This is a genomic window from Citrobacter sp. Ce104 (genome assembly GCF_030334595.1).
Lineage (GTDB): Bacteria > Pseudomonadota > Gammaproteobacteria > Enterobacterales > Enterobacteriaceae > Citrobacter > Citrobacter europaeus.
In genome coordinates this window covers 258,891-281,981 of the sequence record NZ_JAOWDP010000068.1, presented here as the reverse complement: position 1 = coordinate 281,981, position 23,091 = coordinate 258,891, and the positions used below count along the sequence as shown (strand labels likewise).

At 54.7% G+C, this 23,091-nt stretch carries 15 protein-coding genes and 2 pseudogenes; 4 read left to right on the top strand and 13 right to left on the bottom strand.

Features of this window, described 5'->3' with window-relative positions:
- Window positions 1-33: 33 nt before the first annotated feature.
- The 3 genes from OGW16_RS19790 to OGW16_RS19780 form a co-directional block, all read right to left on the bottom strand.
- Window positions 34-876: an aldose 1-epimerase gene (locus OGW16_RS19790; protein WP_047409486.1), complete on the bottom strand. Its 843-nt coding sequence runs from the start codon at window positions 874-876 to the stop codon at window positions 34-36.
- A complete protein-coding gene (locus OGW16_RS19785) occupies window positions 876-2,315 on the bottom strand; it encodes a sugar porter family MFS transporter (RefSeq protein WP_075145820.1) in 1,440 nt (479 codons plus the stop codon). Before OGW16_RS19785 ends, OGW16_RS19790 begins: the two co-directional genes overlap by 1 nt.
- Before the next feature lie 72 nt (window positions 2,316-2,387).
- The gene (locus OGW16_RS19780) at window positions 2,388-5,654 is read right to left on the bottom strand and encodes a DUF5107 domain-containing protein (protein WP_286518716.1); all 3,267 of its coding nucleotides are present in this window, start codon (window positions 5,652-5,654) and stop codon (window positions 2,388-2,390) included.
- A 114-nt stretch (window positions 5,655-5,768) separates the two neighbouring features.
- Between OGW16_RS19780 and OGW16_RS19775 the strand changes: the two genes are divergently transcribed.
- Complete coding sequence (locus tag OGW16_RS19775; protein ID WP_047409478.1) at window positions 5,769-6,962, top strand: ROK family transcriptional regulator; 1,194 nt, start codon at window positions 5,769-5,771, stop codon at window positions 6,960-6,962.
- A 3-nt stretch (window positions 6,963-6,965) separates the two neighbouring features.
- On the opposite strand, the pseudogene OGW16_RS19770 reads toward OGW16_RS19775, so the two are convergent.
- A pseudogene (locus OGW16_RS19770) lies at window positions 6,966-7,157 on the bottom strand (transcriptional regulator); the annotation flags it as partial.
- Between the two features lie 5 nt (window positions 7,158-7,162).
- On the opposite strand from OGW16_RS19770, the pseudogene OGW16_RS19765 reads away from it, so the two are divergent.
- A pseudogene (locus OGW16_RS19765) lies at window positions 7,163-7,384 on the top strand (oxidoreductase C-terminal domain-containing protein); the annotation flags it as partial.
- On the opposite strand, the gene glyA reads toward OGW16_RS19765, so the two are convergent.
- Window positions 7,375-8,628 carry a serine hydroxymethyltransferase gene (gene glyA / locus OGW16_RS19760; protein WP_043017209.1) on the bottom strand — a complete coding sequence of 418 codons (1,254 nt, stop codon included), beginning with the start codon at window positions 8,626-8,628 and terminating at the stop codon, window positions 7,375-7,377. The pseudogene OGW16_RS19765 and the gene glyA sit on opposite strands and share 10 nt — an antisense overlap.
- Before the next feature lie 326 nt (window positions 8,629-8,954).
- Here glyA and hmpA point away from each other — a divergent pair, with 326 nt between their 5' ends.
- The gene (gene hmpA / locus OGW16_RS19755; RefSeq protein ID WP_286518715.1) at window positions 8,955-10,145 is read left to right on the top strand and encodes an NO-inducible flavohemoprotein; all 1,191 of its coding nucleotides are present in this window, start codon (window positions 8,955-8,957) and stop codon (window positions 10,143-10,145) included.
- 101 nt (window positions 10,146-10,246) lie between these two features.
- Here the strand turns inward: hmpA and glnB are convergent, their stop codons facing one another.
- From glnB to purL, 5 genes are all read right to left on the bottom strand, one after another.
- Window positions 10,247-10,585: a nitrogen regulatory protein P-II gene (gene glnB, locus OGW16_RS19750; RefSeq protein ID WP_002914032.1), complete on the bottom strand. Its 339-nt coding sequence runs from the start codon at window positions 10,583-10,585 to the stop codon at window positions 10,247-10,249.
- Between the two features lie 68 nt (window positions 10,586-10,653).
- Window positions 10,654-11,988 carry a two-component system response regulator GlrR gene (glrR, locus tag OGW16_RS19745; RefSeq protein WP_304502307.1) on the bottom strand — a complete coding sequence of 445 codons (1,335 nt, stop codon included), beginning with the start codon at window positions 11,986-11,988 and terminating at the stop codon, window positions 10,654-10,656.
- Window positions 11,988-12,731 (bottom strand): two-component system QseEF-associated lipoprotein QseG, encoded by a 744-nt coding sequence (gene qseG / locus OGW16_RS19740; RefSeq protein WP_286518714.1) that lies wholly within the window; start codon window positions 12,729-12,731, stop codon window positions 11,988-11,990. Before qseG ends, glrR begins: the two co-directional genes overlap by 1 nt.
- 22 nt (window positions 12,732-12,753) lie before the next feature.
- Window positions 12,754-14,184 (bottom strand): two component system sensor histidine kinase QseE/GlrK, encoded by a 1,431-nt coding sequence (gene qseE, locus OGW16_RS19735; RefSeq protein WP_105179687.1) that lies wholly within the window; start codon window positions 14,182-14,184, stop codon window positions 12,754-12,756.
- Window positions 14,185-14,773: 589 nt separating this feature from the next.
- Window positions 14,774-18,661, bottom strand: coding sequence for a phosphoribosylformylglycinamidine synthase (gene purL / locus OGW16_RS19730; protein WP_080626228.1), 3,888 nt, complete (start codon window positions 18,659-18,661; stop codon window positions 14,774-14,776).
- A gap of 256 nt (window positions 18,662-18,917) precedes the next feature.
- On the opposite strand from purL, the gene mltF reads away from it, so the two are divergent.
- Window positions 18,918-20,468 carry a membrane-bound lytic murein transglycosylase MltF gene (gene mltF, locus OGW16_RS19725; protein WP_087052427.1) on the top strand — a complete coding sequence of 517 codons (1,551 nt, stop codon included), beginning with the start codon at window positions 18,918-18,920 and terminating at the stop codon, window positions 20,466-20,468.
- Window positions 20,469-20,517: 49 nt separating this feature from the next.
- On the opposite strand, the gene tadA is transcribed toward mltF, so the two are convergent.
- From tadA to OGW16_RS19710, 3 genes are read right to left on the bottom strand one after another with little or no spacing between them, the layout of a single operon-like run.
- The gene (gene tadA / locus OGW16_RS19720; RefSeq protein ID WP_072033356.1) at window positions 20,518-21,033 is read right to left on the bottom strand and encodes a tRNA adenosine(34) deaminase TadA; all 516 of its coding nucleotides are present in this window, start codon (window positions 21,031-21,033) and stop codon (window positions 20,518-20,520) included.
- 51 nt (window positions 21,034-21,084) lie between these two features.
- Entirely contained in the window at window positions 21,085-21,720 is a 636-nt protein-coding gene (yfhb, locus tag OGW16_RS19715; RefSeq protein ID WP_080626226.1) for a phosphatidylglycerophosphatase C, read from the bottom strand.
- A 3-nt stretch (window positions 21,721-21,723) separates the two neighbouring features.
- Window positions 21,724-23,088, bottom strand: a complete 1,365-nt coding sequence (locus tag OGW16_RS19710) for a PTS transporter subunit EIIC (RefSeq protein WP_087052425.1) — start codon at window positions 23,086-23,088, stop codon at window positions 21,724-21,726.
- Between the last annotated feature and the right edge of the window lie 3 nt (window positions 23,089-23,091).

Below are 23,091 nucleotides of genomic sequence, written 5' to 3'. Positions count from 1 at the left end.
GAGCATTAACAGGCAGATAACATGATTTTTGCCCTATTCAACGCAAATTTGCATCGCAAAATGGCAGCGTTCTCCCTGCGCTAAAACCTGCAATCCCGGCTGCCCCTGCATGTTGTGGGCATTCACCGGATGCGTTTGCGGCTCCAGGCACAGGAACTCCTCACCCGACATTCTGAACAGCATCAACCACGGAGTTTGCGCTAAAATCGTGACTCTCATCACATCTCGCTGAATAACGGCCCGCCCACTCCAGCCTGAATAGCCGACGTTTAGCCAGCTATCCTCACCGTATTGCGCAGGCATGAAATCCGCCGCTGACGGGATATCTCGTTGCCATTCCAGCGGCAGATGCTGTTCACCCTCCGGCCAGTAGCCGCTGCTGGAAAACTGCGCCGTGCTGTGCTTATCAAAGGCGAAAAACGGATGGAACCCACAGCCATAAATCATTGGCCGCTCACCGCAGTGGGTGAGCGTCAACGAGGCGTGCAGGCTCGAGGTTTCCAGTTGATAGCAAAGCTGCGCCGTATAGTCATAACCGCAGGGATGCCAACTGCGCAACTGCAGCAGACAACCGCTTTGGGTGACGGTGATAACCTGCCAGCGTTGCAGCCAGCCGTCACCGTGCAGGAAAAAGGTGTCGTCTGCGCCATGTTGAGGTAATACGATCTCTTCACCGCGCAGCATAAAACGATTTCCCGCCACCCGATTCGCGACCGGCAGCATCGGGAACAAGCCACAGTCACCGGGCTGCTGACCATGACCTTCGCGTAAAATTGCCTGTTGATGTTGTAACGAAACCAGACTTAATAGCGAACCACCCTGCGAGTCTACGCACATCTGCAGATGTGCGTTTTGTAGCGTCAGAAGCCTCTCCATTAGCGGGCGCTTCGTTGTTGGGTTGATGCGCCAACCTTCGTATGCCGCGCCGCCAGCTGTTCTTCCAGCGCTTCCAGCGTCACGCCTTTGGTTTCCGGTACATTACGCAGAACATAGATAAAGCCCATCGCACAAATCACACCGTACAGCAGGAAGCTTCCCGACGCGCCCAGACTCGCATTGAGCAGCGGGAAGGTATAGGTCAGCAGGAAGCAGGCAATCCACAGCGCCAGCGTACCCAACGACATTGCCAGCCCACGGACGCGGTTAGGGAAAATTTCAGACAGCAGCACCCAGGTCACCGGGGCCAGCGTCAGGGCATAAATAGCGATCGCCGCCAGCACCAAAACCAGAACCGGCCAGCCCATAATGCCCAACCCGTACGCCCCGGCAATCAGTATATAGATAACCGTTAATCCTGACGCACCGAACAACATCAGTTTACGACGACCAATTTTGTCCACTAACGGCAGAGCGGCCAGGGTAAAGACCAGGTTGATGATCCCTGTCGCCACGATCGATTTTAACGTACCGTTAATATCAAATCCGGCAGAGGCGAAGATCTCCTGCGCATAGTTGAAAATAACGTTGATCCCACACCACTGCTGGAACACTGCCAGCACCATGCCAATAATCACGATCGGTTTGATCTGCGGATGTAACAGCGTTGACCACGCGACCTTGTGATTATCTTTTTGCAGCGTATGTTCAATCTCTTTCAGCGTTTGCCCGGCATATTGCGCCGAACCAATGCGCTGGAGCATGGCACGCGCACGATCGACTTTGCCCGCTTTCACCAGCCAGCGCGGCGATTCAGGGACAAAAAACATCAGCACCAGGAAAATTACCGCGGGCACTAATTCAGCGCCAAACATCCAGCGCCAGCCCGTCTGACCGTTCCAGCTTTCCACAATCGCCTGCTGCGTAGCGCCTGTGGCGACAGGTTCGGCAATCATCAGGTTGATAAGCTGCGCCGCCAGTACGCCAATGACGATGGTGAGCTGGTTAACGGCAACAAAGCGACCACGCTTTTCAGCCGGGCTAACCTCGGCGATATACAGCGGGCTTAGTGCGGACGCCAGACCGATCCCCACGCCGCCAACGATGCGGTAAACAATAAACATGTCGAAATTACTGGCGACGGCGGTTCCCCAGGCGGAGGCGCTAAAGAGGATCGCCGAGAGAATTAGCGGCATCTTTCGGCCAAACTTATCGGCGCACCAACCTGAAATCAACGCGCCAAAGATACAACCGACCAAAGCCGAACTCATCGCCCAGCCCGATTGCGCCGGATCGGTAATCGAGAAATAAGCTTCATAGAAGGGTTTTGCCCCGCCGATCACCACCCAGTCATAGCCAAACAGTAAACCACCGCAGGCCGCAACCAGGCAGATAGTCCAGACGTAACCAATCTTTAAATGTGTCTGCGCGTTATTCATTATGATTCCTCTTTCAGGGAAACGCAGGGGACAGTAGGTTTCGGGTGAGGTTGGCCCCACCCGTTTCGGGTGTTACTGGAAAAGCCTTACGTTAATGGCGTGACGCAGCAGCAATGCCTTGTCATGCGCCGGATTGCGTTGCAGGAGTGCGTCAAGTTCGCGCTGACAAGCGGCACTATTTCCCAACCCCAGATGCCCGAGCGCATTGATAAACTGGCAGTGTTGCTGGTGTTTTGCTTGTGCTGAGGTATCCAGCACCACCAGATCGGGTAGCGAGACGGCAAAGAAATCGACATCCGGGACGTTGTCGCGATGCGACTCTACCCATTGCAGGAAGCTATTGAACAGCGCGTCCGCCTCTGCAACATCGCCAAGTTTTCTCTGCGCCATCCCCTGCCAGAAGAGATAGTCCACAGGCTGGTCGTTGTAGTAACGTCCGGCATCCAGTGAGCTACCCCCGCGCGTCGCGCGGGAGAAGTAGCGCTGGGATTCCTCGAAATGCCCCTGCAGTTGCGCGCAATGCCCCAGCAAATACCAGATGTCATTATCCGTTTGTCCGGGTAAACGCCCCTCTCCAAGGTTTTGCGGGTAATGCAACGCTTGTTGCAACTGCGCGATGGCGGTTTGCAGGTCACCAGACTGAACGGCAGCCAGTGCGCGATGCATCTGATTCAGCAAATATTGCCCGGTGGCTTTACCTTCACCGCCTTCCCACGGATGGAACTCGCGCTCACGTAAAACTGCCGCAGCATCGTCGTAGCGCCCCAATCCATTCCACAGACTGAGCAGTTCTACCGTCAGGTCGTCACGATGGAAGACTATCTCTTTGCTGGCTTCCAGCCGCTGCAGACGCTGCTCAGCGGGTTGCGCCATCAGCTTCTTGAGATAGTCGAGTTCAAACAAGAAACGGGCATTGTGAGGCTCCAGCGCCACGGCCTGCGACAGATACTGCATCGCCTGCTGCGCATCGTGCAGCTTGTTCCAGGCATAGATCCCCAGTAAACGGTGCACCGGCGCGAAATCCGCTTCCTGCGCAAGCGTAAACTGCCAGCAGGAAACCGCTTCGGCATAGCGCCGTTTGCTGTACCAGAAACAGCCGAGTAAATAGCGGGCAAAAGCGCTCTTTTCGAGGTTTTGCAGCATCTGCACTTCATCCAGCGTGTTGGGGAAACGTACGCGGTTTTGCAGGCATTCACGGGCACGTTCGATGAACGGTTGTGGATTGTCGCTCAGCGAGGCACGCCACAGCATCGGCAGCGTTTCCTGGCTGTCGAGCAGTTCCAGCACGCCTCGGGCAGCATCTTTTTGCCCCAAAGAGGTCAGCCAGCCTGCCAGTTCACACGCATTGGTACCGCGCCGCCCAGTAATCGAGATCAACGCAAGCGCTGTTGCCTCATCCTGGCAAATGGCCCAGCGCGCATAGTGCAGGGTATAGCTCAGCGGATAATCAACCAGCTGCTGGCGAATGTAGTCCAGAGCTTGCGCATTGCGATCAAGCTTCGCCAGCGCCAGCGCTTTCAGCCCCATTGCCAGGTTGTTACTGCCGTTAAATCGCAGGCTCTGCTCGACTTTTTCCAACGCGCCAGCGTAGTCCTGGCGCTTCATCGCCAGACGCGCTAACGACCAGAAAGCCGCATCCCGACAGTTGCCGCTCCAACTGGCCTTATAATAATTATCCCAGGCGCTGTCATCGTCGCCCTGACGTTCCTGTGCGGCGGCCAGTAGCATGCTCGCCTCGCCATCACGCGGGTTTTTATTGAGCTTATGCGCCCGTTCCAGCGCCTTGCCCGCACAATGCGCCGCCAACGCCCAGTCAGCGCGGTTTAGCGCCAGCGTCCCCAGGGCCACATTATTGCGGTAATCCAGCGGATCAACGTCCAGCGCGCGACGATAATAATCTTCAGCATAGCGGCTGGCGTGGTTATATTGCTCAAGATGCTGACCAATAAAATAGAGCTCATCGGTATTGGAAAGCGCTTCTGGCAGCGCTGGCGCGACGGCCGCCGAAGGCAGCGGTAACTCTTGCGCAATGTGCTCTTCATACTGCAAAAGCGTAGCGCCATCAGCGCCAGTGACGGTCATCGTCACCCGGGCATCGCCATTGTCTGACACCTCAGCCAACCAGCTCTGCCCCGGCTCAAGGGTGAAGGTATTTTCATAGAACGGCTGCCCGTGTGCGGCAAGCGTAACCTGAACATCGTGTAACGGCGCAATCGCATAAACGCCCACTGAAAGCTGGCCAGGCTCACGCACCAGACGAAGCGCCAACTGCGTGCTGGCGTTTTGCACCATTCCCAGCTCGTTGTAAGGCAGGAAGTTTTGCACGAAGACTTTCTCTTCGTAAGGCGCAAGCCAGGTGAAGTCCGGTTGGTTATCGGTAAAGACCCCGGTCATCAGTTCGATATACGGACCGTTGTCATCGGTGAGATTACGATCCCAGGCGACGCCAAAGTCGCCATGCCCCCAGGTCCACTGTTTTTTCCCCGGAGAAACATGGTGATCGGCCACATGCAGCAACCCACCGCGCTCGCCGTGATGCCAGGCGCCAACAAAATCATAATCTGATTTTTCAGCCATATAGGAGGTCGGCACGGGTACGTTTTTGTAGCGCGAGATATCCACGCCAGCCGAGTAGTCCACTTTGTAGTAGGTGCCGGTGGCGATGGGAAATGCAGAGACATCGCGCTTACCGTGGTCGAATACCGCCGTCACATCCGGTGGGAACACGCTCTGGTGATCGTCGCCGCCCTTCACCGCCGGGTTCGCCCACCATAAGAAGTGGCGCGGGGTAGCGTTACCGTTAAATACCTTCCCGGTTATCTCGATCAACGCGCGATCCGGATACAGCGTGAATCCGGTCATGACCTGTAAACCGCGCATAGGCTCTACCTCGCCCATCCACACGGTGTATTCGCCCTGCTCACCCTGCTGCTGCGTAAAATCCACCGGCATAAAGGTGGTTGGGCGATGATGTTGCGGCCAGTTAAACTCAATGCCGCCGGAGATCCACGGCCCAAGCAGACCGACCAGCGCGGGTTTCACCACTTCGTTGTAGTAGACGAAGTCGCGCTGCTGCACTTTGTCATACGCGCGATGAATGCGTCCGCCTAATTCCGGCAACAGCATGATGCGAATAAAGTCATTCTCCATCCACACCGCCTGATAGTCGCGCATTTCACGTTTGCCGGTCAGCGTATCAATCACGCCGTAGGGATAAACCGCCCCAGAAGATCCCTGATAAACCCGTTTTTCCAGAAACATTGGGTTGGCATCTTCTTCACCCGCCGTCCACGTTGGGAGGGTGATCGTTTCCTGCCAGACTTTAACTGAACCGTACATGCCGCTCTCCACTCAATAAACAAAAGTAAAAATTCAACTTGACGCTATTCTGCGGCAGTTAAGTGGCGTTAAAATGCGCAATGCTCACGCAATATAGTTAAGGGAGTTAAGTAAATGCAGCGTTCGGGGTTCAACAACGCCAGGGTACGTCAGGCGAATAAACAGATTTTTCTGTCACATCTGTGGCGGGAAAAGCAGCTCAGCAAGTCACAGCTGGCGCAGCTCACCGGCCTGTCGATCCCGGCGGTTAGCAATATCCTCGAAGAGCTGATGGATGAAGGGAGAATCAGCCATTCGCGAGAAACCTTAAGCCAGCGTGGTTTGAGCAGCGGCAGTTATCATTTGCCAGAAAAAGGCGCCTGGACGCTGTGTATCAACGTCACCCCCACCAGCATCACCAGTCAACTGGCGGACGCGCGGCTGGTTGCCGTCGGTGACTGGCAGCATGAAGTCATCAACCCCGAGTCGCCAAAAGCGCTGCTGACAGCACTGGCGGCGCACTGGCGGGAATACCGTCGACAATTTCCTGATGTCACGATTAATCTGGCGCTTGGCGTTCACGGTCAGGTTGATCCGATAACCGGCGCATCAAAAACCATGCCTCAGGCCCCGTGGAAAACACCGGTGGAGATAAAGTATCTGCTGGAGGAGATGCTCGGCGTACAGGTCCGGCTGGACAATGACTGCGTGATGCTGGCACTGGCGGAAAAATGGCAAAACCCGGCGGCTAATGGTGATTTTTGCGTGATTAACGTTGATTACGGTATTGGTTCATCGTTTGTGATTAACGATAACATCTGGCGCGGCAGTCTGTACGGCAGCGGTCAGATTGGGCATACCATCATTCATCCCGATGGGGTCGCCTGTGACTGTGGCCGTTATGGCTGTCTGGAAACGGTGGCGTCCTTGAGCGCATTGAAAAAACAGGCCCGCGTGTGGATGAAATCGCAGCCGTCATCCCTTTACGACCCAGAAACGCTCACCACCGACCAGCTTATTGCTGCCTGGCAGAACGGTGATGTACGCATTCAGGCCTGGGCCGAACATGCCGCTAGCGCCATCGGGCTGAGTTTATATAACTTTTTGAATATACTGAACATTAATCAAATATGGTTGTATGGCCGTAGCTGCGCGTTTGGCGATAGCTGGCTCAATACGCTGGTGCAGCAAACCGGGTTTAACCCGTTCGATCACGGCGATAACCCGCGTGCCAGAGCGACTCAGATAAGCTTCGGTCAGCTTAACCGCGCCCAGCAACTAATGGGGATTGGCTATCTGTATGTCGAGTCACAGCTTAGCGAGCTATAGCCATTACTCCGTCAGGCTCACCGCTAAACGTTCATGTACCGTGGCGATCAAATCGGTCAATGCCGGTTTGATTGGCCCTTTTTTCCACGCCATCAGCAGGGCAATGGTCGGGACATCGCCCACACCAGGGCGAAAAAACACCTGTCCGGTATTAAAATTATTCATATAACCGGGTATCAAAGTCCCCTCCAACCCAGACCGATGCGCAGAAAGCAATCTGGTTTAACTCACAGGATGGCGTGATTATCGGGGCAGTAACGTTGAATCAGGGGCGAGAAATACGTTTATTGAGAAAATGGATTCAGGCAAAGAAAAAGCCGCCAGCGGCGGCTTTAGCGATGAAACAATCTTACTTAAGTGAATATAGCTGCCGGATAAGGTGTTTACCCCGCCATCCGGCAATCCGTATTACTTACGCGTAGACCGGGAAGCGTGCGCAGATATCCAGCACTTTACCTTTGACGCGCTCGATAACGGCTTCGTCATTGATGTTGTCCAGAACGTCACACATCCAGCCAGCCAGCTCTTTCACTTCCGCTTCTTTGAAGCCACGGCGAGTCACAGCCGGGGAACCGATACGGATACCGGAGGTCACAAACGGGCTCTTCGGATCGTTCGGCACGCTGTTTTTGTTAACGGTGATGTTAGCACGGCCCAGCGCAGCGTCAGCTTCTTTACCGGTCAGGTTTTTATCAACCAGATCCAGCAGGAACAGGTGGTTTTCAGTACCGCCAGAAACCACTTTGTAGCCACGGTTCAGGAACACTTCCACCATCGCTTTGGCGTTTTTGGCAACCTGCTGCTGGTAAACCTTGAACTCAGGCTCCATCGCTTCTTTCAGCGCCACGGCTTTCGCCGCGATCACATGCATCAGTGGGCCGCCCTGCGCGCTTGGGAACACGGCAGAGTTCAGTTTTTTGTACAGCTCTTCGTCACCGCCTTTCGCCAGGATCAGGCCGCCGCGCGGACCCGCCAGGGTTTTGTGAGTGGTGGTGGTCACAACGTGTGCGTGTGGAACCGGGTTCGGGTAAACGTCTGCGGCAATCAGGCCGGCAACGTGCGCCATGTCAACGAACAGATATGCGCCGATGCTGTCAGCGATTTCACGCATTTTTGCCCAGTCAACAACACCGGAGTAAGCAGAGAAGCCGCCGATGATCATCTTCGGCTTGTGCTCTTTGGCCTGCTTAGCCATGTCTTCGTAGTCAATTTTACCGGACTCATCAATACCGTAAGGGATGATGTTGTACAGTTTACCGGAGAAGTTAACCGGGGAGCCGTGAGTCAGGTGGCCGCCTTGCGCCAGGTTCATACCCAGAACGGTATCGCCCGGTTGCAGCAGAGCAGTGTACACGGCAAAGTTAGCCTGAGAGCCGGAGTGCGGCTGGACGTTGGCGTAGTCAGCGCCAAACAGCTCTTTTGCACGATCGATAGCCAGTTGCTCAACGATATCAACGTACTCGCAACCGCCGTAGTAGCGCTTGCCCGGATAACCTTCAGCGTATTTGTTGGTCAGCTGAGAACCCTGCGCCTGCATAACACGCGGGCTGGTGTAGTTTTCGGAGGCGATCAGTTCGATGTGCTCTTCCTGACGTACTTTTTCCTGCTCCATAGCCTGCCACAGTTCGGCATCATAATCGGCAATGTTCATTTCACGCTTTAACATCCGCATCTCCTGACTCAGCTAACAAGTAAATTTTGGCCTGAAAAGGCAGTCTTCCAGGACTTCGGCCAACAGTATAACCGAATCATTCTTCGATAACAGGTCTTGACAAAGGATTTTACGCAAACGATTACCTTCACGGCACACAAGGCTTTGGAGAACAAAGGTCTGCTGAATTTCAACGGATTTCTTTTCAGGTTTGTGATGCAGATTTTTCACGATGTAACCTTTACAACGCAAAGTTACAAAGAACCATTTACAATGCAGGGGTATTTTTTATAAGATGTATTTGACATACATCATTAAAGTCTCAGATAAAGGAAGACCGTATGCTTGACGCACAAACCATCGCTACAGTGAAAGCCACCATTCCCCTGCTGGTTGAAACAGGCCCGAAGCTGACCGCCCATTTCTACGATCGCATGTTTACGCATAACCCAGAGCTGAAAGAAATCTTCAACATGAGTAACCAGCGTAATGGCGATCAGCGTGAAGCGTTGTTTAATGCCATTGCCGCGTATGCCAGCAATATCGAAAACCTGGCGGCGTTGTTGCCAGCCGTTGAGAAAATCGCGCAAAAACATACCAGCTTCCAGATTAAACCGGAGCAGTACAACATCGTGGGTGGCCATTTGCTGGCAACGCTGGACGAAATGTTCAGCCCAGGTCAGGAAGTTCTGGATGCGTGGGGCAAAGCATACGGCGTGCTGGCGAACGTTTTCATCAACCGTGAAGCGCAAATCTACAGCGAAAATGCCAATAAAAATGGCGGCTGGGAAGGTACCCGTCCTTTCCGCATCGTGGCAAAAAACCCGCGTAGTGCACTCATCACCAGCTTTGAGTTTGAACCTGTCGACGGTGGCGCAGTGGCTGAATATCATCCGGGGCAATACCTGGGCGTCTGGCTGAAGCCAGAGGGTTTCCCGCATCAGGAAATTCGTCAGTACTCACTGACCCGTAAACCCGATGGCAAAGGCTACCGTATTGCGGTGAAGCGTGAAGACGGTGGTCAGGTTTCCACCTGGCTGCACAACCATGCAAATGTTGGCGACGTTGTTCACTTAGCTGCACCTGCGGGCGATTTCTTTATGGATGTCGCGACCGATACTCCTGTGTCTTTGATTTCCGCAGGCGTGGGCCAGACCCCGATGCTGGCGATGCTGGATACGCTGGCAAAAGCGCATCATACGGCGCAGGTTAACTGGTTCCACGCGGCAGAAAATGGCGATGTACACGCCTTCGCCGATGAAGTGAATGAACTGGGCAAAACGCTGCCACGCTTTAGCGCACACACCTGGTATCGTGAGCCAACCGAAGCCGATCGCGCGAAAGGTGCGTTTGATAGCGTTGGTCTGATGGATTTGAACAAACTGGAAGGCGCAATCAGCGATCCGACGATGCAGTTTTATCTGTGCGGTCCGGTTGGCTTTATGCAGTTCGCCGCGAAGCAGTTGGTCGGTCTGGGCGTGAAAAACGAGAACATTCATTACGAATGTTTCGGCCCGCATAAAGTGTTGTAATGTATTACGCGAGCAGGCCGGATAAGGCGTTTACGCCGCCATCCGGCAACCACTCTGCCTGATGCGCTACGCTTATCAGGCCTACAAATGAACGGCGCGGCTTAGATGGCCGCGTCGTCTTCTTCGCCGGTACGGATACGAATAACACGCGCCACATCGAAGACAAAAATCTTACCGTCACCGATCTTACCGGTCTGGGCAGTACGAATAATAGTGTCAACGCAGGTATCGACGATGTCGTCGGTGACCACAATTTCAATTTTTACCTTCGGCAGAAAATCCACCATATATTCCGCACCACGGTACAACTCGGTATGGCCTTTCTGACGGCCAAACCCTTTGACTTCTGTTACAGTCATACCGGTAATGCCGACTTCTGCCAGCGCTTCGCGGACGTCGTCCAGCTTGAAGGGTTTAATAATCGCATCAATCTTTTTCATGGTTTTCCTGTCGTTTTTATCGCGTAACCGGTTGCTCACCGTATCATAAATCAGTCGTATTTACGGTGCTACTCTTTAAAGTCGTTTGCATCCAGCTCATGTCGAGAAAGCAATTTATAGAATTCGGTGCGGTTGCGCCCCGCCATTCGCGCTGCGTGGGTCACATTGCCCTTGGTGATTTGCAGCAGCTTACGCAGGTAATTGAGCTCAAACTGGTTTCGCGCCTCAACAAAGGTCGGCAGCGCGGTGTTCTCCCCTTCCAGCGCCTGCTCCACCAGCGCGTCGCTGATTACCGGCGAAGAGGTCAACGCCACGCACTGCTCAATCACGTTAACCAACTGACGCACGTTGCCCGGCCAGCTTGCGGTCATTAACCGTTTCATAGCATCGGTCGAAAAGGCGCGCACGAACGGTTTGTGTCGTTCAGCAGACTGACGCAGCAGATGGTTTGCCAGCAGCGGAATATCTTCCGTACGCTCGGCCAGCGCCGGGATCTTCAGGCTCACCACGTTGAGGCGATAGTACAAGTCCTCGCGAAACTCACCTCGCGCCATCGCTTTGGGTAAATCACGGTGAGTGGCGGACACGATCCGCACATCAATGTCGATATCGCGGTTACTGCCCAGCGGTCGGACTTTTCGCTCTTGCAATACGCGCAGCAATTTAACCTGCAACGGCGCGGGCATATCGCCAATCTCATCAAGAAACAGCGTCCCACCCTCCGCAGCCTGAAACAGCCCTTCACGATTGCTCACCGCACCGGTAAAAGCGCCGCGCGCATGACCAAACAGTTCGGACTCGAGCAGTTGTTCCGGCAACGCACCGCAGTTAATGGCAATAAAAGGCTTGTGGCTACGCGGGCTGGCGTTGTGAATGGCCTGGGCAAACACTTCTTTCCCGGTGCCGCTTTGGCCGTTGATCAGTACGCTTACGTCCGATTGCGCTACCATACGTGCCTGTTCCAGTAGGCGCAGCATCAGCGGACTGCGGGTGACGATGGACTCACGCCAGCTGTCATCAGTGGCAGGCGCAGACTGTTCCAGCGCCCCGTCGATCGCGTGGTACAACGCGTCTTTATCGACTGGCTTGGTGAGAAAGCTGAACACCCCTTGCTGCGTCGCCGCCACGGCGTCAGGGATGGAGCCGTGCGCGGTGAGGATAATAACCGGCATTCCTGGCTGAACTTTCTGGATTTCAGTAAACAGCTGCATGCCATCCATTTCATCCATACGCAGATCGCTAATAACCAGATCCACTTTTTCACGGTTCAGCACCCGTAACCCTTCCTGCCCACTTTCCGCGGTCACGACGCTATAACCTTCGCTGGTCAGTCGCATTCCAAGTAATTTCAACAGGCCTGGATCGTCATCCACCAGCAGCAGATGCGCGGGCTTACGGCTTATCATGGCGTGACCTCATCGGCAGACGGCGCTGCGCTTTCCTCGTTATCAGGCAGGGTGAGTTTATCGTTCCCGTGCGACGCATCGGGGTTATAGCTACCAGCAGGTTTGCGCGTGGAAAGCTGGCGTTCAATATCGGTCAGATTCTCCAGCTTGCGGGTCGTGAGATCGAGCTGGGACTGCAAATGCTGTTGCTGTTCACGCAGTATATCAAGATCGCTGTCTGACGCTTGCTGCAGCTTGCTGTAGCGCATACGCTCTTCGGCAAGCTGCAACTGCAACGTCTGGCTGCTGCGCCAGACCTGATACAGCGGGCGAACCTGTGGCGGAATTTGCGGGCTTAATGCGTCGAGGCGCGTAACAGCCTCCCGTCTTTCAGGTGGCGTAATATTGGCGTTATCGAGCAGGATCCCGCGCCTGAAAGCCCCCTGCCAGGTATCTGGCACCATCATACTGGCTTCACTACGCGCCTGTACCGGCATCAGGCGATTGGCGCAATCCATCGCCCGCAGCCAGTACAGCGGATTGGTGTCTGTAGGCTGACCAGACAGCGACCAGATATCGCTACAGTCGGTTGCCAGGTAGTCCGCCAGTTGATGAGGCGGAATTTTCTCCTGCGAGGGGTCGCCGATAATATGATTCACCGCGTTCGGAACGCAACCTACCAGCGCCAGGCACGGCAGGCTTGCGAGGATGACGCGGCGGAAAAAATGTCGTTTAAGCATTCGGACAACAACGTATGGCATACTCACCAGACTTAGGTTTATTTTAGTGATTTTTCGCAGCAGATAGCGGCAATTCTATGCGAAAACAAACATTTTGCGCATGGTCATCAACCAGATACAGTTTGCCCCGCATACGGCGGATGCAATCTCTGGCAATGCTCAGCCCCAACCCGCTTCCTTTTACCGCCCCTTTTCGCTGATGGCTACCCTGGAAAAAAGGCTCGAAGATCATGGCCTGTTCTGCTTCTGGAATCGGCGTGCCGGTATTCATTACATCAATGTATACCATTGAGCCATGCAAACTGCTGCGGATCCAAATGTTACCGGATTCAGCGCCGTAGTGCACCGCATTGGAATAAAGATTGTCCAGTACGCTCATTAATAGCATCGGTTCTGCCAGACAGGCGTTCACCGCAAGCGCAACATCAGTATGTATCATTTTGGCGCGAGCGGGCAGGCTGTGCGCAGAAACAACGCTTTCCACCAGCGGCGCGATTTCCACACTTTCAAGCTCAACCTCGTCATCCGCCAGCTTGCGGTTGTAATCGAGAAGCTGTTCAATCAGCTTTTGCAGGTTGCGGCTACTGTCATCGAGAATACCGACCACCTCTTTTTGCTCCGGCGTTAACGGTCCAACCACCTGATCGGCTAACAGTTCGGTCCCTTCACGCATGCTCGCCAACGGCGTTTTCAATTCATGGGAAAGATGGCGTAAAAACTGATGCCGTTGCGACTCAAGCCAGGAAAGACGTTCGCTCAGCCAGATAATGCGCTGCCCCACGGAACGCAGCTCCCGGGGGCCGGTAAATAATACGCTATCGCCCAGCGAGCGCCCTTCTCCCAGACGATTAATCATTTTTTCTATGCCCTTCACCGGACCGATTATCATGCGGGTAAACAGCAACACCATCGCCAGGCTGACCAGAAACAGCACCAGTGCCTGCCAGCCAAAGAACTGCCCACGTTCGGCTATTTCCTGCTGGAGCTGCTGCCCACGAGAAAAGACGACGGTGCGCGTCGCTTGTACCATGTCGGTGTTGGCACTGGCGAACGCTTCCAGCCGCGCGGCCGCCACACTGTCAGGACCGCTGTTATTGCACTGCAACTGCGCGAGATCGTTAATGTCCTGTCGCAGTGCCTGGTAAAGCTTGGTGTCTGGCAACACGCCCGCATGCGCATCCAGCATGTCGCTGTAGCGTTTACGCTGACTCTGATAAACCTTCGCCAGCGTTGGGTCATCCAGCACACAATATTGCCGGTAGCTACGCTCCATCTCCAGCGCGGCATTGGTCATCGCTTCGCTGCGTCTGGCGTCAATCAGCGTGGTGCGGTTCGTCAGCGCCGCCTGCGCGCTCAGGGCATTCAGACTTTGCCACGCCTGCCAGGCCAAAACTAACAACGGCAGCAGGATAAGCAAAAATGCCAACGTCACCAATTGACGTAAAGATCGGGGGAAAACTGACCAGCGCTTCAAGGCGTTACTCTCAATGGACAGGAATAGGTTGATGCTAACTGAGGGGAACGCCAGATACAACAAAGCCGGGATCAACCCGGCTTTGTTGTGAAATAAGGCGGTGCCTAACTCGACGTTTCGCCCGAAGGTTGATATGAGCAACGCTAATATCAGATGTTGGACGGCAGGCACCTTGTTGTGCGTCATTCGAAGTTTATGTAGCACGTCCCGAAGGGGCTGACATAAGAAGGTGAATGAGCCACTGGTTAATATTATGCAGCATCTGTGCCAATATTCAAAACACTTTATTAACACAATGATAAATATGGAAAATGTGATTATTCATATGAAAAATGATTTTGGCTGTTTTTTACGCTTCATGTCGCCAATCAGCAACACCTGTAGCACTTAAAAACAAATTCATTTTAAATCAAATAATTAAATGTCTCCTTTTGGCGACAACTCACCCCCACCCATGTCGGGATTTCCCGACACTTTGCTTTTAGGCGTAAGCGCTGAGTTTATTGCCGGATGGCAACAAAAGCGCCTTATCCAGCCTACAACACAAAAAAGCCCCTCACGGAGAGGGGCTTGATGACGATTGAACTAATTAGCCGAGCTGTTTACGCGCGTTGCGGAAGATACGCATCCACGGGCTGTCCTCGCCCCAGTTTTCCGGATGCCAGGAGTTGCTCACGGTACGGAACACGCGTTCCGGGTGCGGCATCATAATAGTGACGCGACCATTTTCTGTGGTAACGGCTGTAATACCGTTTGGCGAACCGTTCGGGTTAGCCGGATAGGTCTCGGTCACCTTACCGAAGTTATCAACGTAGCGCAGCGCCACCAGACCTTTGCTCTCAAGCTGAGCCAGATGCGCGCCGTCACGCACTTCCACACGACCTTCACCGTGAGAAACGGCAATCGGCATCATCGAACCCACCATATCGGCAAGCAGTAAAGACGGGCTTTGCGTCACTTCGACCAGGCTGAAGCGCGCTTCAAAGCGGTCGGAATGGTTACGCACAAAACGCGGCCACAGGTCGCTTCCCGGGATCAGTTCACGCAGGTTAGACATCATCTGACAACCGTTACATACCCCGAGCGCCAGCGTTTGCGGACGATGGAAGAAGGTTTCGAACTCATCACGGACGCGGTTATTGAACAGAATCGATTTCGCCCAACCTTCCCCTGCGCCGAGTACATCGCCGTAAGAGAAACCGCCGCAGGCTACCAGCGCCTGGAAGTTACCCAGACCGATGCGTCCGCCCAACAGGTCACTCATATGCACATCGATGGCGTCAAAGCCCGCACGGTGGAAGGCTGCCGCCATTTCAACGTGGGAGTTCACGCCCTGCTCACGCAGTACGGCCACTTTTGGACGCGCACCGGTGGCGATGTACGGCGCGGCAACATCTTCGTTGATATCAAACGACAGTTTAACGTTGAGGCCTGGATCGGCATCGTTAGTTTTAGCGTCATGTTCCTGATCGGCACACTCAGGGTTATCGCGCAGACGCTGCATCTGCCAGGTGGTTTCCGCCCACCACATACGAAGCTGTGTGCGGCTTTCGCTGAACACATTCTGACCATTGGCGCTCAGAGTGAAACGATCACCCGTTACCGCCTGACCAAGATAGTGCACGCAATCCGCCAGCCCGTGAGCAGCCAGAATCGCTTCTACCGCTTCACGCTCAGCAGCGCGAACCTGGATAACCGCGCCCAGCTCTTCGTTAAACAGCGCCGCCAGACGATCGTCGCCCAGAGTGCTGATATCAACCTCAATACCGCAGTGCCCAGCGAAGGCCATTTCAGCCAGCGTCACCAGCAGCCCACCGTCGGAACGGTCATGGTAGGCCAGCAGCTTACGCGCAGCAACCAGCGCCTGAATCGCGTCGTAGAAGCCTTTCAGTTGCTCAACGTTACGCACATCGGCAGGCTTATCGCCCAGTTGACGGTAAACCTGCGCCAGCGCCGTAGCCCCCAGCGCATTATTACCGAGACCGAGGTCAATCAGCAGCAGGGCATTGTCTTCGGTAGAGAGTTGCGGGGTAATAGTGTGGCGCACGTCTTCCACGCGGGCAAAGGCGGTGATCACCAGCGACAGCGGTGAGGTCATTTCACGCTGTTCATTACCTTGCTGCCAGCGGGTTTTCATCGACATAGAGTCTTTGCCCACCGGAATGGTCAGTCCAAGCGCCGGACATAATTCTTCCCCAACGGCTTTTACCGCTTCGTACAGGCCGGCATCTTCACCAGGATGACCCGCAGCCGCCATCCAGTTAGCCGACAGTTTAATGCGTTTGATATCGCCAATCTGCGTTGCAGCAATGTTGGTCAGCGCTTCACCTACCGCCAGACGCGCAGAGGCCGAGAAATCCAGTAATGCAACCGGCGCACGCTCGCCGAGAGACATCGCTTCACCGTAATAACTATCCAGGCTTGCGGTAGTGACCGCGCAGTTGGCGACCGGAATCTGCCACGGACCAACCATCTGGTCACGCGCCACCATGCCGGTAACGGTACGGTCGCCGATAGTCACGAGGAACGTTTTCTCTGCAACAGTCGGCAGATGCAGCACGCGGTTAACCGCATCTGCAATCGAGATTTCGCCACGATTCAGGGCATCGCCTTTGGCTTTCAGCGTCTGCACATCGCGGGTCATCTTCGGCGTTTTACCCAGCAGCACATCGAGCGGCATGTCGATCGGCTGGTTGTTGAAGTGGCTGTCGCTGAGCGTGAGATGCTGTTCTTCGGTGGCTTCACCGATCACCGCATACGGCGCGCGCTCACGCTTACACAGTTCATCAAACAGCGGCAACTGGTCGGCGGCAACCGCCAGCACGTAGCGCTCCTGGGATTCGTTGCACCAGATTTCCAGCGGGCTCATGCCCGGCTCGTCGCTGAGGATATCGCGCAGTTGGAACTTACCGCCGCGACCGCCATCACTGACCAGCTCCGGCATAGCGTTAGACAGGCCGCCCGCGCCCACGTCGTGGATAAACAGGATCGGGTTCGCATCGCCCATCTGCCAGCAGCGGTCGATAACTTCCTGGCAACGACGTTCCATCTCAGGGTTGTCACGCTGCACGGAAGCGAAATCCAGATCGGCATCAGACTGGCCGGAAGCCATAGAGGAAGCAGCCCCGCCGCCAAGACCGATGTTCATCGCCGGACCGCCAAGGACGATAAGCTTAGCGCCAACGACGATCTCACCTTTCTGCACGTGATCGGCGCGGATGTTACCGATCCCGCCCGCCAGCATGATCGGTTTATGGTAGCCGCGAAGCTCTTCGCCGTTGTGGCTGTTCACTTTCTCTTCATAGGTACGGAAGTAGCCGGTCAGCGCCGGGCGACCAAACTCGTTGTTAAACGCCGCGCCGCCCAGTGGCCCTTCGGTCATGATATCCAGCGCGGTAACAATACGGTCCGGCTTACCAAAGTCTTCTTCCCACGGCTGTTCAAAGCCAGGAATACGCAGGTTGGAAACGGAGAAGCCCACCAGCCCGGCTTTCGGTTTTGCACCGCGACCCGTTGCGCCCTCGTCGCGGATTTCACCGCCGGATCCGGTTGCCGCGCCCGGCCACGGAGAGATAGCCGTCGGGTGGTTGTGAGTTTCAACCTTCATCAGGATGTGGGCTGGCTCCTGATGGAAATCGTAGCGACCCGTTTTGTGGTCGGCAAAATAGCGGCCCACTTCGGAACCTTCCATTACCGCGGCGTTGTCTTTATAGGCAGACAGAACGTGGTCCGGCGTGGTTTCGAATGTATTTTTGATCATCTTGAACAGCGACTTCGGCTGCTGTTTACCGTCGATGATCCAGTCGGCGTTGAAAATCTTGTGGCGACAGTGCTCGGAGTTGGCCTGCGCAAACATGTACAGTTCAATGTCGTTCGGGTTGCGCCCCAGTTTGGTGAACGCATCCTGCAGATAGTCGATTTCGTCTTCCGCCAGCGCCAGACCCAGACGCAGGTTAGCGTCGATCAGCGCCTGGCGTCCCTCACCCAGCAAATCAACGCTGGAAACCGGCGCAGGCTGATGATGAACAAACAGTTTTTCGGCATCGTTCAATGCAGAAAAAACCGTTTCCATCATGCGGTCGTGCAGTTCATCGGCAACCATCTGCCATTGCTCAGCGGTCAGCGTCGAGGCTTCGACATACCAGGCAATACCACGTTCCAGACGGCTAATCTGTTGCAGGCCGCAGTTATGGGCAATATCAGTCGCTTTAGAAGACCACGGGGAGATGGTGCCGGGGCGAGGCGTAACCAGCAGCAGTTTGCCTTCAGGGGCGTGGCTGTGCAGAGCAGGACCATATTTCAGCAGGCGTGCAAGCTGAGCGTGCTCGTCCTCATTCAACGGTGCATTCAGATCGGCAAAATGGACGTACTCGGCGTAAATATTGTGGACCTGGAGGTTGGCAGCCTGAAAACGTGCCAGCAGTTTGTTAATACGGAATGCAGACAGTGCAGGTGAACCACGCAGAATTTCCATCATAAGTCTCTCGTCTTCTAAGCTTTCGGTGTGCCCAAGTGGGGAAACGGGCGTCATTATAAAGAATCTACCGCGCCGACGAAACCGTTTGCGTCGAAATAAAATCACGACCTTCTCTTATCATCAAATGCGGTCTGGTTTCTGAATAAGTTGCCAACTGACGCAAGTTTAAGCAAAATGCCGCTCATTAATGACGACTTCACTTCTTAATCAACACCACAGCAGGCAGAGACAACGTACGGTTCAGAGAATTAACTAATTGAAAAAATTAAAGATTAATTATCTGTTCATCGGCATATTAACGCTGTTGTTGGCAGCGGCCCTCTGGCCATCAATTCCCTGGTTCGGTAAAGCCGAAAATCGTATCGCCGCCATTCAGTCGCGGGGAGAGCTGCGCGTCAGTACCATCGACTCACCGTTAACTTACGCGACCCTCAACGGCAAAAAATTCGGTCTGGATTATGAACTGGCCCAGGAGTTCGCCAACTACTTAGGCGTGAAGTTAAAAGTCACCGTGCGCCAGAATATCAGCCAGCTTTTTGACGACCTCGATAACGGTAATGCCGATCTGTTAGCCGCAGGCCTGGTCTATAACAGCGAACGGGTGAAAAATTATCAGCCCGGCCCGACCTATTATTCGGTTTCACAACAGTTGGTGTATCGGGTTGGGCAATACCGCCCACGCACGCTTGCCACCGTGAACGAAAATCAACTGACCATCGCCCCGGGGCACGTGGTGGTTAACGATCTCCAGTTGCTTAAAGAGAAAAAATTCCCCGAGCTGAGCTGGAAGGTTGACGACAAAAAGGGCACGACTGAACTGCTTGATGATGTTATCGCCGGAAAGCTGGATTACACCATTGCCGATTCCGTCGCCATCAGCTTATACCAACGCGTACACCCTGAGCTGGCCGTGGCGTTGGACGTCTCTGACGAACAGCCGGTGACCTGGTTTAGTCGTCTGGACGATGACAATACGCTTTCTGCCGCCCTGCTGGATTTCTTCAACACCATGAATGAAGACGGTTCTCTGGCACGGCTGGAAGAGAAATATCTCGGGCATGGCGATGATTTTGACTATGTTGATACCCGCACCTTTTTGCGCGCCGTAGACAGCGTGTTGCCAGACCTTAAGCCGCTGTTTGAGAAATATGCGCAAGAGATAGACTGGCGACTGCTCGCCGCTATCTCGTATCAGGAATCACACTGGGACGCGCAGGCCACATCCCCAACCGGCGTACGCGGACTGATGATGCTGACCAAAAATACTGCTCAAAGTCTCGGGCTGACCGACCGTACAGATGCTGAACAAAGCATTAGCGGCGGCGCGCGATATTTGCAGGACATGATGAGTAAAGTGCCGGATACCGTCCCCGAAGGGGAACGCATCTGGTTTGCGCTCGCAGCCTATAACATGGGTTATGCGCACATGCTGGATGCACGGGCGCTGACGGTGAAAACCAAAGGCAATCCGAATAGCTGGTCCGACGTAAAACAACGACTGCCGCTGCTCAGCCAAAAGCCGTATTACAACAAGCTGACCTATGGTTATGCGCGCGGCCACGAAGCCTACGCCTATGTAGAAAACATCCGTAAATACCAGATTAGCCTGGTGGGGTATCTGCAGGAGAAGGAGAAACAGGCGCTGGAAACGCAGCAACTGGCGCAAGATTACCCGGCTGTAACACCAGCAGAGCTATTAGGTAAAGATGAATTCCCGCTTTCGGCGTTTCTGTCTCAGACGTCGTCAAACTACCTGTCGCACTCGCCTTCCCTGCTGTTTTCACCGCAGAAAAAAGAGGGTAAGTAGTCCTGGTGGCGCTGATAAGCGCAGCGTCATCAGGCAATCAGAGCGACATTTACAAACTGGCGGATTTTTTCAGGGCTTTGATTTCCTGCCGGCGCATGCGGAAGAAATCGCTGAGCAGCGTGGCGCATTCATCCCGTAGCACTCCTTCGGTTACTTCCACCCGGTGATTCATTCCAGGGTGATGCAGCACATCCATTAATGACCCGGCAGCTCCGGTTTTCGCATCGCGCGCGCCAAAAACGACCCGACCAATACGACTGTGCACCATCGCACCTGCACACATCACGCACGGTTCCAGAGTGACGTACAGCGTGGCATCCAACAGCCGGTAATTTTGCAGCACCAGGCCACCCTGACGCAGCGCCATAATTTCAGCGTGGGCAGTCGGATCATGGTGACCAATCGGACGGTTCCAGCCTTCGCCAATCACACGGTTGTTATGTACCAATACCGCGCCCACCGGGACTTCACGCTCATCCCAGGCGCGCTTAGCCAGCGTTAAAGCATGACGCATCCAGTATTCGTGACTAAATTCAACTTCAGACAAAGAGGTTACTCCACTAATAAAAGCGGACGCATTATACCCGTCATGCTTTAAATTGCATGTGCGTTGGCTTCATTCGAGTTGTTGCAGTTCTCCGCGCGGCGTGACGCGCCAGCGGTGCTGGCAAAAAGAGAGCAGCGGATTGTCCTGATTACTGTCGCTGTAGCCACTGTATAGCTGTAACGGCGCGCCAATGTGGCGTTCAAGCTGCGTCACTTTCTCATGGCCCAGGCAGCGCAGAGGCAACACCCACCCGCCGTATCCCCGCGCCATTTTGCTGGCTATCAGATTGACACGCGGTAACCACGGCGTGTCGAAGTAAACCTGCTCGACCAGTGACTGCGGGGATCCGGTGATAAGCCAGATATCAGCGTCAGAGCTTAACAGGTAAGTTGTCAGCCGCTGTTGCACGAGCGGAAACGCCGTCACGTTACCACGAAACCAGCGCACAAATTCGGCCTGATGCGCTTTCAGACGCGCCTCGCTACGACCAAATGTGCATCCCCACAGCAGCAGGCTCATTGGCCAGCGCGCGGCGCGTCCTTTTATCAACAACGCCAGCGCAATCACCGGTAACAAAGGTAGCACAAGCAGCGCATTCAGCGGCTGGCGTCGCAGCAGATAACGAATGAAACTACCGAACATATCCTGCTGGTGTAACGTGCCATCTAAATCAAAAAAGACAACGCGGCGCTGGTGATTGGTCAAACCTTATTCCTCTGGATCGTTGAACCCCAATAGCCAGGTAAACAGGAACCCGGCGATAACTGCTACCAGATAGCCTAACAGATAGAACATCACTTTTCCGGCAACAATCGTCAGTGCCAGCGGTAATCCGGAGATGCCAAAGGTGATGACCGTCGCTACCTTCCAGTAGCTAATCAGCGCCCCGCCTACCGCTCCGCCAAGGCAAGCGCCGATAAACGGCTTACCCAACGGCAGCGTGACACCAAAAATCAGCGGCTCGCCAATCCCCAGCAGTCCGACCGGCAGCGCCCCTTTGATCACTTTCTTTAGCCGCGCATTGCGGGTTTTCATCAAAACCGCAATCGCAGCACCTATTTGCCCAACCCCCGCCATCGCCAGGATAGGAAAGAGCGCGTTATAACCGTGCGCCTGAACCAGCTCAACGTGAATAGGTACCAACCCCTGATGAAGCCCGGTAAGCACCAACGGCAGAAAGGTTCCCGCCAGCACGGCACCGACCAGGAATCCGCCGCGATCGATAGCCCAGGATGCACCGTGAGCGATAGATTCAGAAATCCAGCCGCCAAGCGGTTGCAGCGCTACAATCGCGATGATTCCGGTAATGATAGTAGTCAGCAGCGGGTTAAGGATCAGCTCCAGCGATTCCGGCAACAGCACGCGGAATTTGCGTTCGATCCAGCACATCAGCGCCACCACCAGTAGTACCGCGATCACCCCGCCGCGCCCCGGCTGCAGCGCTTCGCCAAACAGGGTAATTTGCGCCAGCTGCGGACTGGAGAGGATCCCCGCCATCACCCCACCCATCGCCAGAGAGCCGCCGAAGACTTTGGCGGTATTCACCCCAACCAGAATATTCATGATGGCAAACACGGCGCTGCCGAATATGCCCATCAGACCCAGCATATTCGGATAGTGGGTCGCAAAATCCCCGACGATGTCCGGTCGCTTAAGGATGTTAATAATGCCGGTAATCAAACCGGAGGCGATAAACGCCGGAATAAGAGGGATAAAGACGTTCGCCAGCTTGCGCAGCGCATCGCTCATGGGTGCTTTGTACTTCGCTTTGGCCTCTGACTTCGTGCGCTCGATATCATTGGCGTCTGCTCGCTCGCCGCCATCGGCAATCAGGGAACGCATAGCATCCACCACTTTGGCGGCTTTACCGGGACCGACGATAATCTGGTGCTGTGCGCCCTGCTTCACGTAACCGCTAACACCGGGCAGTTGCCTGAGGCGAGGGATATCAATCTGTCCGTCATCCTGAACTTCCACTCTGACGCGGGTCATACAGTTTTCCAGGCGCAGAATATTCTTTTCTCCGCCAACGCCCAGCAGAATGTCGCTGGCCAGCACCGCCGTCTTATCCATATA

What these genes read in the sequence shown, in the direction of transcription:
- OGW16_RS19785 (WP_075145820.1), bottom strand. Translation starts at nt 2,315, where the DNA reads ATGAATAACGCGCAGACACATTTAAAGATTGGTTACGTCTGGACTATC.
- OGW16_RS19790 (WP_047409486.1), bottom strand. Translation starts at nt 876, where the DNA reads ATGGAGAGGCTTCTGACGCTACAAAACGCACATCTGCAGATGTGCGTA.
- qseG (WP_286518714.1), bottom strand. Translation starts at nt 12,731, where the DNA reads ATGCCATACGTTGTTGTCCGAATGCTTAAACGACATTTTTTCCGCCGC.
- hmpA (WP_286518715.1), top strand. Translation starts at nt 8,955, where the DNA reads ATGCTTGACGCACAAACCATCGCTACAGTGAAAGCCACCATTCCCCTG.
- purL (WP_080626228.1), bottom strand. Translation starts at nt 18,661, where the DNA reads ATGATGGAAATTCTGCGTGGTTCACCTGCACTGTCTGCATTCCGTATT.
- glnB (WP_002914032.1), bottom strand. Translation starts at nt 10,585, where the DNA reads ATGAAAAAGATTGATGCGATTATTAAACCCTTCAAGCTGGACGACGTC.
- OGW16_RS19775 (WP_047409478.1), top strand. Translation starts at nt 5,769, where the DNA reads ATGCAGCGTTCGGGGTTCAACAACGCCAGGGTACGTCAGGCGAATAAA.
- OGW16_RS19780 (WP_286518716.1), bottom strand. Translation starts at nt 5,654, where the DNA reads ATGTACGGTTCAGTTAAAGTCTGGCAGGAAACGATCACCCTCCCAACG.
- OGW16_RS19710 (WP_087052425.1), bottom strand. Translation starts at nt 23,088, where the DNA reads ATGGATAAGACGGCGGTGCTGGCCAGCGACATTCTGCTGGGCGTTGGC.
- glyA (WP_043017209.1), bottom strand. Translation starts at nt 8,628, where the DNA reads ATGTTAAAGCGTGAAATGAACATTGCCGATTATGATGCCGAACTGTGG.